The following is a 13,278-nucleotide window of genomic DNA, read 5'->3' on the forward strand; positions in this document are numbered from 1 at the left end:
CATGACTGATGAAAAAGATAACGACCGCCACAAGGCGCGTATGCAAGAACAAAAAGCCAAGGTAGATGAACGTATCGCAGCGGCTCAAGAAGATAAAGGGTTACTGCTGGTGTTAACCGGTAACGGCAAAGGCAAATCCACCTCAGGTTTTGGTACCGTTGCCCGAGCAGTTGGACACGGATTAAAAGCGTCAGTCGTGCAGTATGTCAAAGGTGGCTGGGAGTGTGGTGAACGTAATTTATTAGAAAAAAATGGTGTAGAATTTCATGTAATGGGTACCGGTTTTACTTGGGAGACCCAAGACAAAGACACCGATAAAATAGCAGCACAAGCTGCTTGGGAACACAGCAAAAAATTACTGCAAGACCCCGCTATTGATGTGGTGCTTTTAGATGAAATCACCTACATGATCACTTACAAATACATTGATTTAGATGAAGTACTGGCTGCGTTAACCGCCAGACCAAAAGATCAACACGTTGTGGTCACCGGCCGTGCTTGTCATCGCTCTATCATCGAAATGGCTGATACAGTCAGCGAAGTCAGACCCGTCAAACATGCTTTCGACAATGGTATCAAAGCACAACAAGGCATTGATTGGTGAGTCTGACAGCAAGCCGTTATTTAAGTGTAATATTATTGGTTTTGATTGGTGTACATACCAATTATTCCGAGGCCAGTGGTGCTAGTGATGACTCACCACAAAAAAAACGGATTATTGCTCTTGCTCCGCATATAGTGGAGTCTTTATATGCCATAGGCGCGGGACACCAAATCATCGGCACCACCGCCCATGCTGACTACCCAAATGCCGCTGAAGATATTTTACGAGTAGGTAATTATGCACGTTTACAAATTGAAAAAATCATTCAACTTAAACCTGACCTGATCATTGCTTGGAAAACGGGTAACCCAATGGATGATTTAGCCCGACTCGAAAAATATCAACTCAAGGTGATTTACTCTGACCCACAAACCTTAGAAGATGTGGCGAACGAATTAATCATGCTGGGTAAGATTACAGGTCGAGAGGCAGAGGCTAATACTATAGCCGCAGAATATACGAAAAAGCTTCAAACATTAAGAAACACCTACAGCAACAAAAGCAAAGTCAGTGTGTTTTATGAATTATGGTCACGGCCCTTGCGCACGGTGGCAAACAAAGCATGGCCACAACAACAAATCGAGCTTTGCGGAGCCAGCAACCCATTTGCTAATGCTCAAGACGATTACCCGTCTATTGGTCTAGAACAAGCATTAGTTAGCTTACCCCAAATTATAATCCAGCCAGCTCAGCATAGTGCCGATAGCCCTGATGGGCTAAGTTGGTCTCAATGGCCACATATTCCAGCGGTAAAAAACAATTTTATTTTTCATCCCAATGCTGACAAAACCCATCGTATGACCACGCGTATGCTAGATGAAATGGTTATCCTATGTGAACAGATTGATGCGGCACGGCAATTTTATCAAGCTCAAAAATAGAATATAAAGCCGACCACCATAAGTGATTGGTTTTATATTTAAACAACAATATCAATAGACTGACGCCGGCGCTTAAAATTTTTGGCCCAGTAATAGAGTCTACGATCATATTCTTTTGGACATTTAAACATCTTGTATCTTCTATCATAACCCACACGTTTATCTATGATAAATACACCGCCAACACAAACAGTTTGTATGGCCTTATCTGGTAAAACATGTTCTGAGTATCTGTCCATAATTCACCCGCTTTAATCCGTTATTTAACGAGGTATTTGCTATAAATAAAAATAATTAATCAGCACAATCAATTGAATGAATTATAGCCAACCTCAAAGAAAAGCCAAGAAAAGCCTAAAAAAACTAAATGAAGATAGATTGAATCTGGGTGATTGGGTGATTGAGTGAACAGCCCTTTGATGATGACATAGCCATTAGACATTAAACTTTTGAATCTTGATTAATCAACGTTGAATTTGCGGAATATGGGGAGCTAAAATAGTTAGGGGCAGGTTTAAAAGTAGCCAATGTGAAGTTGATAAAGCTGAAATAAAGCATCCACTATTATGTGGTAGTCGTCTTTACTGTCACCCTATCGATTTGTCTCATTAAATTTAACGATAAAATTATAAGCTGACTGCGAATCGTATTCAAATGTTCTTAGCCTAATATTTTCTTGGATAAACGCTTCATAGTTTGAGTAGTACCCTGTTTCATTCATATTACAGAAACCCATTGACCAGTCGTTAAAGTTTCGTTTATTTATTGGGCCACTCATTATCTTATAAATATCTTTGTGACGCTTATCCATCGCTACTTTGTCATACAATTCAAGAACATGTTCTTTCTTACCTTCAATAATCTGCATGAAATTTCCTTCTTGATACAATAGCATTCCAGTTATTTCAGATTTTTCGTTATTTTTTTGACTCAGCTTATGAAGTTTCAAAAGTTCATCATTATCCATTAGCTTAACGGCAGAACTCACATACAGCAGGTAAAACATGGACAGATACTCCTGAAATTTAATGGTGGCATACAACAGGGTTTTGCCCAGACTCATTCATATACAACAAATATGTATTCAATAAAAACAAAAAACGATAATTTCAAAATAAATGATTTTTTTGAGATTTAACATTTATTTTACATGATTTCAATTATCCGGTTACTGGTATAAAACGAGTAAATATTAATTTATTTTGGGATCTTAATTTTTAACGTCAGAGTGATAATTGCGGATAAATATAAGCGATGCAGCACAAAACTAGGACTTGTATGTTTGCTACGATCCGTATCAATAAACTAAAAATTTCGGAAAGTTGAAATTATTCATGAAAAATAACTACTCTCAATGATGACTGACTAAGGCTTGCAACACTCTAATCGTATCAGACACATGGGTATAACCTAGACCAATCTCTCTTGAAATAGACAAGTCTCTTATCGATTTAAAGGCAATATGTTTGTCTTTGACAATAACCTCAGATACCGGAATAAAAGCACAGCCTAAACCGGCTTTCACAAGACCTAAAGCGTACTCGATGGTTTGAATTTTTGCTCTAATGTCTACTCTAACATTTGCATCATTCAGTGCTTTTGTTAAATAAGTCCAACCTTCACAAGGGCTTCGTTGTACAAAAGCAACATCCTGCAAATCCATAATATTAACGCTGTCGAATAAACTTAACCCATGACCCAGTGGAATAGCTAATTGATATTCCTCCTGCCACATAGGCACAAACTGTTCGTTGTTTAGTTGTAAGTCACGGTTAATGATCCGTGCTTGGCATGGTTCACCCTGAGAAACTAATGTGAGCTCTAAGGCGTCAACTGAACGGGTAAAGCGACCTAACAAATCGCTCATTCGTGCCACGCCTAAACCTTTTATCAACCCTAACCTAAAAGGTGTTTTTGTGGTGTCTGTGTTAAAAACATTTCGAATAACCGCTGCTTGCTCTAATAATTGCTTGGCTAAAGGATAAAGCTGTTGACCTGCATGGGTAGCCTGAACGCCTCTAGCATGGCGAACAAATAAGTGGGTTGATAAACTGTGTTCTAAATGTTTCAACGAGGCTGATATGGATGGTTGGGCGATAAATTTCTTTTTTGACGCTGCGCTTAAGCTTCCACTTTCGTAGATAGTCACAAAATATTCTAACGTACGTAAATCCACGTTGGTTGCTCTTATATTTAATATAGGTAAAAACTATAACAAATAAAGATTATTAATATTATTCCTTTAGCTAAATAATCCTTATGATTTGAAAACTCTTAACCTAGGCTGAGCAAAGTCTGGCTTACTGGTATTTTCTTAGACGTATATTTAAGGAGTTACAGCATGATGCAAGATCGTAATATTAAGGTTAAACAACAGATTATTGAGGCCATAGAGTCTGATTCGTTACCTGTTGTTAGTGCTTCATTTACGCCAGCTGAAGTGGGTTTGTCACATACACAATTAATAGACTTATTTGAATCACAAGTGATGAGTCGTCATCTGGACTTTCAGTCACGGGTGATGCAAAAAAAAGGGCAAAGTTTTTATACTATTGGTAGTGCAGGCCATGAAGGTAACGCGGCTTGTGCATTAGCTTTTCGGCCTAATGATATGGCTTTTTTGCATTACAGAAGCGCGGCTTTTGTCATTCAGAGATCTAAACAAGTGCCAGGGCAAACACCTGTGTACGATATGTTACTGAGTTTTGCTGCGTCCTCGGATGATCCCATTTCTGGGGGCCGGCACAAAGTATTAGGCAGTAAGAGTCTGTTTATTCCACCACAAACCAGCACCATTGCATCACACTTACCTAAAGCCGTAGGTACGGCTTTCAGCATTAGCCTGTCGCGGAAGGTAGCGGTAGATAATGTCTTGGAAAAAGACGGCGTTGTAGTGTGTAATTTTGGTGATGCCTCGTCTAATCACTCCACAGCACAAGGTGCCATTAACGCTGCGGCTTGGGCTGCGTATCAGTCAGTGCCTATCCCTATCGTATTTATATGTGAAGATAATGGCATTGGTATCTCTACCGCTACACCTAAAGGTTGGGTGCAGGCAAATTTTGAACATAGAGCGGGGCTGCATTATATTCAGTGTGACGGATTAGATCTACTCGACACCTTCCACAAAACTCAACAAGCGGTAGAGATTGCCCGAAAACAACGTAAGCCAGTTTTTTTACATATGAGAACCGTGCGTTTACTGGGACATGCTGGTTCAGACTCAGAATTTACTTATCGCAGTAACGAATATATTGAAGATACTGAAGCCCATGATCCCTTGTTGTTTAGTGCCGCGTTATTGTTGAAACACAACTGCCTAGATGGCCAGCAAATTATTGATTTATATCAAACCGTAGAAAAGTCTGTGGCAGACATCAGTCAACAAGTGATCACTCACCCCAAACTCACCTGTGCTGAGAAAATCAAACACAGTATTATCCCCCCTAAGTTAGATAAGGCTTATCTCAGTAACGTATCGAATACCCAACGCTGCGAATTATTCAGTCATGAAAAACACAATCTCCCTAAGAAACAACACCTCGCTAAATTGTTAAATTGGACCATGTTCGATTTAATGGCACAGCAGCAAAATATTGTGATGTGTGGTGAAGATATTGGCAAAAAAGGCGGTGTATATAACGTCACCAGTAAACTAGCAGATACATTTGGGCCGCAAAGGATCATCAATACCTTACTCGACGAACAGTCGATTTTGGGCATGGCAATAGGTTTAGCTCACAATGGGTTTTTACCGATGCCAGAAATTCAGTTTTTAGCTTACGTGCATAATGCCGAAGACCAAATACGCGGTGAGGCGGCCACCCTGCCCTTCTTTTCTAATGGGCAATTCAGTAATCCGATGGTGATAAGAGTCGCAGGCTTAGCTTACCAGCGTGGATTTGGTGGGCATTTTCACAACGACAATTCCTTCGCGGTATTTCGTGATATTCCTGGATTAATCATTGCGAGTCCTTCAAACGGCGCCGATGCAGTCGACATGCTCAGAGAATCCGTCAGGTTGGCTCAAGAAGAGCAACGAGTGGTTATTTTTATTGAGCCTATCGCGCTGTATATGAAAAAAGATCTACATCAAGAAGGTGATGCACTTTGGACCTTTGATTATGTGCAACCCAGTGATGCACACCCCATTAAAACAGGGCAACTAGGGTGTTTTGGCACCGGTCAGGATGTGTGTATTATCAGTTATGGCAACGGTTATTATTTGAGTCGCCAAGCTGAAAAACGACTCGCTGAGTCAGGGATTCATTGCACTGTCATTGATTTACGTTGGCTTGCCCCACTGGATGAAACGGCCATTATTACGGTTATTGGCGATATAAAGAATGTGCTGATAGTAGATGAGTGTCGTAAAACGGGATCCATTAGCGAAGCGTTAATCACCTTATTAATTGAACATGATATAGATCATTCCAGTCGAAAAATTGAACGACTGACTGCCCATGATAGTTTTATCCCACTTGGTTTAGCCAGTTTCGAAGTGTTACCCTCATGCGAGCTGATTGTTGAACAAGCCAAACGAATGATCGGTAAAAACCTTCAATAATCGACTACATTAATAAGATGGCTAAAGTCTGGCAAGGTTCTGGCTAAGAGCTGGCTAAAGCTAATTTAAAGTGAACAAACCAGAATATTACCTGTTGTCTGCCCATACTTAGATTTACTTGGACGTAATGATTTCATATACCGAAAATAACGACTGAAATAACCCTTTATATTCTCTAGTATCAAGTAGTTTAATGGCACAACAAACAACGTAATGAAGGTAGCGAACAAAATACCAAAAACAGCTTGCCTGACTTACCAAGCCACCTGGTTCAAATCTACCCCTAGTAATCGCGCTTCTGGCATAGGTTCTAGTTGTAATTTTTCTTTACCATCAGACAAAGAGTCTTCTATATCTGATACGGCCACATAATTAGCTAATTGAGTTTTTAGCCCTTCACTTAACACTGCCGATGATTCAGCGTCTCGGTCTTTCAATTCAATATTAATGGGTGCACCAGCACCAGCGCTTGTAGAATTTACAACTTGCCACCATCAATGGTATAAAATTCGATATACGAATTAGAGCCTGCTCTTAAAAACACTCCTATCTCTGTCAACGAAAAATCAACGTCTCCGCCTTCCATTAATTATTTATTTACAATAACTTTGGTCCAAGACATACCATCAATTCGGCTACAAAAAAGGGCTTACAATGTACATTGTAAACCCTTTTTAAAGTCAGATTAATTACACAGTAAGCTTAGGTACCATTACATAATTACTGAGTAGTAATACTGACATTGTCAAAATAAGCTGTTACTTGACAACCTTCAACCGCGCCACAAGCAGGTTGTAGTAATAACGTTACCCCCCATTCTGTGTTGTCACCGGCGGTAACGTCAAAACTATAATTTTGCCATTCCTCAGTAGGAACGACAGTCATAAGGTTATCTGTTTTACTGACACCTGTTGATGCTTCAGTGAAAAGTAATGCATTCACTACACCGCCAGGTCCCGCGGTACCCTTCATATCAAATGAAACGGTTAACGCTTGTCCATTAGTGATAACACCTTCACCAATTTTTGATTGCTTGATAGATGGATTTTGAGCTTCTGCTGCCACTATTTTTGCTAACCAGGTATCCATGTCATCCTGCATGGCAGAAATATCGCCAGCACCTTCGGCAAGCCAACTATCAAGATCACCACTCTCAAAACCACCGTTACTAACAAAACCGTAATTACCGATATCAGTAATGCCAACTACAGGATTACCGCCCGCTTCGTTATTGCCCGCACCAGCGCCGTCAGAGTATACGTATAAATTATCGACACGATATACTGCGCCTGCGCCTTGTCCCCAAGCTGGGAATATCATAACTAAATCAATAGCACTAAGATCTAAACCTGCAGCCGCTAAAGCAGATAAATTAAAGGTATAAGTTTGCCATTGACCAACAACCGGCTCTGCGCCTTCGTTGCTGCTATTTAGATTAAGATCTCCAGTATTAGTGGCAGCACCTACAGATTCTAATTTTAAGATCCATGGCGTACCGGCTGCTGGAGCAGTAACAACTTTCATCTCAAAACTGAGTGTGCCAGTGCTTGAAAATGCAGACGCATCAAAAGGAGTACCGCCTATGGCACCGTCGGCTTCACGTGCGGTAAAGCCTTGGACAGTTTCAGCTGCACCTAACACATCAAATTCGGCAACTTGATCATGATCAACATCATCAGTTTCCACTGAAGGCGTTGAGCCTGCACAACAATCCCACAATGCCCATTCACCTAGCGCCATGTTTTCAAAAACTGTAAGTACTTTATTAGTTGGAACTGGATTAGGCTCTGGATCCGGATCTGGCATACCTGCAGCGTTTACTATCATGACATTATCAACACGGTAAACCGCGCCTGCGCCCTGTCCCCATGCTGGGAATACCATAATTACATCAATAGCGCTTAGGTCTAAGCCTGCAGCCGCTAAAGCAGATAAACTAAAGGTATAAGTCTGCCATTGGCCAACAACCGGCTCTGCGCCTTCGTTGCTGCTATTTAGATTAAGATCTCCAGTATCAGTGGCAGCACCTACAGATTCTAATTTTAAGATCCATGGCGTACCGGCTGCTGGAGCAGTAACAACTTTCATTTCAAAACTGAGTGTGCCAGTGCTTGCATATGCAGAGGCATTAAAAGGTGTACCACCTACAGCACCATCAGCATCTCTAGCAGTAAAGCCTTGAACTGTTTCTGCTGCACCTAACACATCAAATTCGGCAACTTGATCATGATCGTCATCATCAGTTTCTACTGAAGGTGTTGAGCCTGCACAACAATCCCACAGCGCCCATTCAGCTAGTGCCATATTTTCAAATACGCTAAGTACTACGGCTGCTGGTTCTGGATCCGGATCTGGCATACCTGCAGCGTTTAACACCATGACATTATCAACACGGTAAACCGCGCCTGCGCCTTGTCCCCAAGCTGGGAATATCATGACTACATCAATAGCACTAAGATCTAAACCTGCAGCCGCTAAAGCAGATAAATTAAAGGTATAAGTTTGCCATTGACCAACAACCGGCTCTGCGCCTTCGTTGCTGCTATTTAGATTAAGATCTCCAGTATTAGTGGCAGCACCTACAGATTCTAATTTTAAGATCCATGGCGTACCGACTGCTGGAGCAGTAACAACTTTCATCTCAAAACTGAGTGTGCCAGTGCTTGAAAATGCAGACGCATCAAAAGGAGTACCGCCTATGGCACCATCAGCATCTCTAGCAGTAAAGCCTTGAACAGTTTCTGCAGCACCTAACACATCAAATTCGGCAACCTGATCGTGATCAACATCATCGGTTTCTACTGAAGGTGTTGAGCCTGCACAACAATCCCATAGCGCCCATTTAGCGAGTGCCATATTTTCAAAAATAACCAATTCAACTGAAGGAGCATCGGGCGCGGCCGCAGAAATTACAATGGTAAAAGTTTGACTAACTGCATCAGTACCGTCACTAACCATTAATTCAACGTCATAGCTATCTGCCATATCAGGTATTCCAGATAGAATACCAGTTGATGCATCAAAGTCTCCCCACGTTGGTAAGGTAACCGAAGACAAATCTAAGGTGTCATCATTGTCAACGTCTGTCGCCGTCAGCATATAGGAATAAGCAACACCAACGGTACCTGTTACGACAGCGTCACTGGTAATAGTGGGCGGCGTATTAACGACAGGCAAAGCGCTAACAGTAATTGTGAATGTTTCACTATCACTTAATTGACTGTCAGTTACTTCTAGGGTAACCGTGTAGTCTCCAACATCTGCTGTAGTTGGTGTGCCGGTTAAGGCACCTGTTGCAGCATCAAATGCCAACCATGTGGGTAAGGTGGTAGCACTGTAAGTTAGTGCATCACCTTCAGCATCAGTCGCAGTAAATGTGTAAGAATAGGCACTGCCTTCTTCTACATTATCAACACTGGTTGAAGTGATGCTCGGTGCAGTGTTAGCCACAGGAGGAGTTGGAGTAATAATCGGCTCATCATTGTCACTGCCACAAGCGGCTAGAGTTGAAACTAAACCGCCTATTATCAATAACCTTGTAAGTAGGTAAGTATTAAATTTAAACTTCATAACTTTTCCTTTAAAAAATGGGAGTATTCCCAAAAACCGTGTTCACAATTTACTGTAGATAGCGCAATAAATTTTTTAAACTAAAACTAAGAAAATACCTTTAACGTATATTATCTATTTACTCGCCTGAATCAAAGCATTTACAAAATTTTAACAAAGAATGTATACATATCTGTTGGACTCACAACACTTAAACGTTTAGATGGTTGCATGGGGAGACGAAGCGGATACACAAGTAAAAATTTAGCCTTTTAACCAGCATTTAATGAAGAGAATTTAAAGGTGATTTTTTGTTTTATCGATCAGTAGCGTGATAGACATCACAGCCATGTTAATCTAATGTTTTTTTTACCTCTTTAATAAACACTAAAATGATTAAGTAATACTGACAATTATTCTACGTGAGCGCTTAGGTGCAAAGATGATGAAATGTTACTTTTGGATCGTAGCAAGCGATGAAATCAGGACACGCGAACGGTTGCAAAGTTGACAGGTGCAGTAAAAATTCAGAAACCTCGAATGACAATTATGGCAAACGTGCCCTAAGACTAAAATTGATTTCACCTATAATTTGCAGATGATTAGCGAAATAATCCGATAATATATCGGTATCATTATTTGTCCGCTTTAAAACAGTTTTTGACTTTAAGCAACTACGTAACGGCCCTTATAGAACCGTGGTAGAGATGAAAGGGGCATTATCGTTTCACTCCACGTTGGAGTAAAATAAATATCGATTTTGATATTGAAAATCCGTCAAATGAACTTGAATGGTAACAATGTCAAATGTATCGGCGATAAAAGATGAGTTTATCATGCACTCCCACTAATCAGGCTCACTCGCTGACTAACCGCATACTGAACGAAATAAGTTTGATGTGTCAGCAAATAAGAGGCATTAGGGGATTTTGATTAAATAATTGACTGATACTGTGATCCCTGAATGATGTTACCAACATGTAGCCGTTCCATTATGGCTCAGGCTCTAATTCTTTTAGATATAAGTCTTGTTGCGTGCAACAAACTTAAGCCAAATAACAAAAATAAATTGATACTGCCGCCCCCCCCATCATTACCCTGACTATCAGGCATTACTTGAGAAGAAGGTGTCACGACTAAAAGTGTTATGGATGTCTCATCACCCAGTGATGGTTGTGCATTGTCAGATACTTCTACCCTAATCGAAATTTGTGCACTTGTTAAACCTAATGCATCAAAGCTGATGGCATTCTCGTTATTTTCAAATGCTGCAATCCCAGATACAGTCCAGACATAAGTATGCTCATCACCTTGATTTGCATCAACAATATTGGCTTCAATAGTGACACGGCCAGCACTTGTGTTAACGCTTGAGATAGTTACCCCACCCTGTGTGGTAATTAAACTTACAGTAGGTGCGATATTCACCTCTAGGGCGCAGCCTGTATTGTCTACCGCAATACCTGCTGGCGTATTAGCACACTGATCATCATTGTCCTGTATACCATCCATATCCCCATCAGGGGCTATTTCAGAGTCTGCACTGAAATAAATATTATCTAAGTAAACCGTACCATTACCTTCCACCTTTAATTGAAATATGTTGGATAAATCTACATCTGAAAAAATACTCAGCGGAATGACCAGACTTTGCCAATCTTGTTTCACTACATCAATGACATAAGGGGTTTCCCGTGGACCAGGGCTGACTAAATAAAACTTAAGCTGTGAGGCGTTATAAGTCCAATAGTCTAGATGAACATAGTCCATGTTACTCACGTCTTGTTTATTGTCACCAAAGTCTGTGCCCTGATAATTTAGCCCTGCGTATTTGAGTATATTGTTGCCCGCGATCTCTATTTGCGTGACCTGGGTTGCTTGCTGCCAATTAGGATTGTAATCAATATTCGCTATGTTGCTGTAACTGTCACTGAAAAGGGAAATCACTTGCTGGGCCATAGCTTGAGGTTCAGGGGCAACGACTGGAGGCTCAGTGACAAGTTCACAACCATTTTGGTCAACCACTGTGCCTTCTGGTGTGTTGGGACATTGATCCAACTCAGTGCTGACACCGTCATTATCCTCATCAGGAATCAGAGGGGTGCTTTCATTACATTGTTGAAACTCATTTAAATCTGACTTTACACAGTGGGCAACATAGTCAACTTCCATAGTTGCACTATTTAATTGGGGGTCAATCGTCCCACCTAAATTTCCACCCATAGCAACATTAAGTAAAATAAACATGGGTTCTTCATATTGTGCACAATTGGATAAGTCTTGCTCTACTACCACAGCATTATTAAAAAAGAACTTAATATTATCGGCTGTCCATTCAATCGCATAGGTGTGAAAGGCTAATACGTCTGGTGCTCCTCCCGGATAACTCACCCTGACATCGGAGCCACAGTTACCCGTATTAAAAAAGTTGGTGATATAGCGGTCACCATCGTTGCTAAACCATTCCCAGACATCTATTTCACCTGCTCCAGGGTTAGGCCAATTAATGGTATCGTTATCTCCTTTGAAAGGGTTTTCGGCAATCCTATTTTCAAGCATCCAAAAGGCTGGCCAACTGCCACCTTTTAACTCTGAAAATCGGATCCGCGCTTCAATACGGCCATATAAAAATTCAGCTTTGTCTTTACTGTTCAAGCGACCCGAGGTCCAAGACTTGTTTTCACCACCTAAACCAGGACAACTGATATTTTGTTTGCGAGCAATAATTTTTAAGGTGCCGTCAGATACCTCGTAGTTTCGTTGTGCCGAGTTATCATCATCGGTATAACACTGCACTTCATTATTATAGTTTGCTTGAATTTGTGGGGTCCAATTATTCCAGTTAACACCAGTTTCATCAAATCGGTCTATCCAAGTCACTTCCCAACCAGCTAAACTTATGGAAATGTTAGAAAGACTAAGAATGGCAACAACAATGCCGCTCTTTAAACACTTTTTAGACATACTTTTCATTTCATCAACCTTAAATGTGCCCATTAACCGAATAAATTTACTTTTAGCTCCCGGCAAGAAACAGCAAAATTCACATACAAAAATATCCGCTCACAATAAACGATTAAGATAAAATACAACAATCCTAAACGTTGAAAAGGACTGGTTGAAAGTTTAAATGTTTTTAACTCACTTTTTTGATTATCCTCTTATTGAGTTGCTAAAGCATTGGGGGGGGTGGTTGTAAATTGTCGACAGTTTACTGTATTTAGGACCAACGCATCAGAGTATTAGAATTTTTTGAGTGCGCTAATGATAGCCAAGTTTCATGTTATTTCTGATAATAGCTATCCCATTACAGATAGATCAAATGCCCTAGGACTTCTTTTAGTTTGTCGGAGAAGGGCAATAATTCCTCAATGGGAATATCATCCTGCATATCCATCAACTGCGCATACGCTTGCACGTGTTGATAAATCGCCTGCACTAAAAAAGGTAAGGCCAATAGTTTGACTTTACCACCGAGGATCAGGGGGTCAGTTCCGATTTGCAGGTAGTCCTTATGTTTACTTTTATTCAACAAGTGTTTTAACAAAATTGTTAAAGGAGGAGTGGGTAGAAGTGGCGGAAAATATAAGGTAAATGCTTCTCGCAGTGAGTCGGTTTCCCAAGCACAAGGAACTATATCAAGTGAATTAGCAATACGCGTAAAGTCGCCGCCCATT

At 40.7% G+C, this 13,278-nt stretch carries 9 protein-coding genes; 3 read left to right on the forward strand and 6 right to left on the reverse strand.

Translation table 11 applies throughout. The features are described 5' to 3' along the window. The first annotated feature begins 1 nt into the window (after position 1). Complete coding sequence (cobO, locus tag Q0Y52_RS00910) at positions 2-604, forward strand: cob(I)yrinic acid a,c-diamide adenosyltransferase (RefSeq protein WP_297816798.1); 603 nt, start codon at positions 2-4, stop codon at positions 602-604. Then, positions 601-1,485, forward strand: coding sequence for a cobalamin-binding protein (locus Q0Y52_RS00915; protein WP_297816800.1), 885 nt, complete (start codon positions 601-603; stop codon positions 1,483-1,485). Before cobO ends, Q0Y52_RS00915 begins: the two co-directional genes overlap by 4 nt. Before the next feature lie 592 nt (positions 1,486-2,077). Here Q0Y52_RS00915 and Q0Y52_RS00920 read toward each other — a convergent pair. Next, positions 2,078-2,548 (reverse strand): BLUF domain-containing protein, encoded by a 471-nt coding sequence (locus Q0Y52_RS00920; RefSeq protein WP_297816803.1) that lies wholly within the window; start codon positions 2,546-2,548, stop codon positions 2,078-2,080. Between the two features lie 288 nt (positions 2,549-2,836). Continuing rightward, positions 2,837-3,661, reverse strand: coding sequence for a LysR family transcriptional regulator (locus Q0Y52_RS00925; protein WP_297816806.1), 825 nt, complete (start codon positions 3,659-3,661; stop codon positions 2,837-2,839). A gap of 165 nt (positions 3,662-3,826) precedes the next feature. Here Q0Y52_RS00925 and Q0Y52_RS00930 point away from each other — a divergent pair, with 165 nt between their 5' ends. Then, positions 3,827-6,052: an alpha-ketoacid dehydrogenase subunit alpha/beta gene (locus Q0Y52_RS00930; RefSeq protein WP_297816809.1), complete on the forward strand. Its 2,226-nt coding sequence runs from the start codon at positions 3,827-3,829 to the stop codon at positions 6,050-6,052. Positions 6,053-6,306: 254 nt separating this feature from the next. On the opposite strand, the gene Q0Y52_RS00935 is transcribed toward Q0Y52_RS00930, so the two are convergent. The 4 genes from Q0Y52_RS00935 to Q0Y52_RS00950 all read right to left on the reverse strand — a co-directional run bounded on the left by Q0Y52_RS00935 (position 6,307) and on the right by Q0Y52_RS00950 (position 13,277). Then, a complete protein-coding gene (locus Q0Y52_RS00935) occupies positions 6,307-6,489 on the reverse strand; it encodes a hypothetical protein (protein WP_297816811.1) in 183 nt (60 codons plus the stop codon). Positions 6,490-6,772: 283 nt separating this feature from the next. Then, positions 6,773-9,622 carry a putative Ig domain-containing protein gene (locus Q0Y52_RS00940; protein WP_297816814.1) on the reverse strand — a complete coding sequence of 950 codons (2,850 nt, stop codon included), beginning with the start codon at positions 9,620-9,622 and terminating at the stop codon, positions 6,773-6,775. A 978-nt stretch (positions 9,623-10,600) separates the two neighbouring features. Beyond that, on the reverse strand, positions 10,601-12,574 hold the full coding sequence (locus tag Q0Y52_RS00945; RefSeq protein WP_297816817.1) for a family 16 glycosylhydrolase: 1,974 nt from the start codon (positions 12,572-12,574) through the stop codon (positions 10,601-10,603). 334 nt (positions 12,575-12,908) lie between these two features. Further along, on the reverse strand, positions 12,909-13,277 hold the full coding sequence (locus tag Q0Y52_RS00950) for a hypothetical protein (protein WP_297816819.1): 369 nt from the start codon (positions 13,275-13,277) through the stop codon (positions 12,909-12,911). Position 13,278 lies beyond the last annotated feature (1 nt).

Source organism: uncultured Paraglaciecola sp. (assembly GCF_943787955.1).
Lineage (GTDB): Bacteria > Pseudomonadota > Gammaproteobacteria > Enterobacterales > Alteromonadaceae > Paraglaciecola.

Bases quoted from the DNA above. Each gene is read 5' to 3' on its own strand.
- Q0Y52_RS00920 (WP_297816803.1), bottom strand. From the start codon at position 2,548: ATGAGTCTGGGCAAAACCCTGTTGTATGCCACCATTAAATTTCAGGAG.
- Q0Y52_RS00950 (WP_297816819.1), bottom strand. From the start codon at position 13,277: ATGGGCGGCGACTTTACGCGTATTGCTAATTCACTTGATATAGTTCCT.
- Q0Y52_RS00940 (WP_297816814.1), bottom strand. From the start codon at position 9,622: ATGAAGTTTAAATTTAATACTTACCTACTTACAAGGTTATTGATAATA.
- Q0Y52_RS00930 (WP_297816809.1), top strand. From the start codon at position 3,827: ATGATGCAAGATCGTAATATTAAGGTTAAACAACAGATTATTGAGGCC.
- Q0Y52_RS00945 (WP_297816817.1), bottom strand. From the start codon at position 12,574: ATGAAAAGTATGTCTAAAAAGTGTTTAAAGAGCGGCATTGTTGTTGCC.
- cobO (WP_297816798.1), top strand. From the start codon at position 2: ATGACTGATGAAAAAGATAACGACCGCCACAAGGCGCGTATGCAAGAA.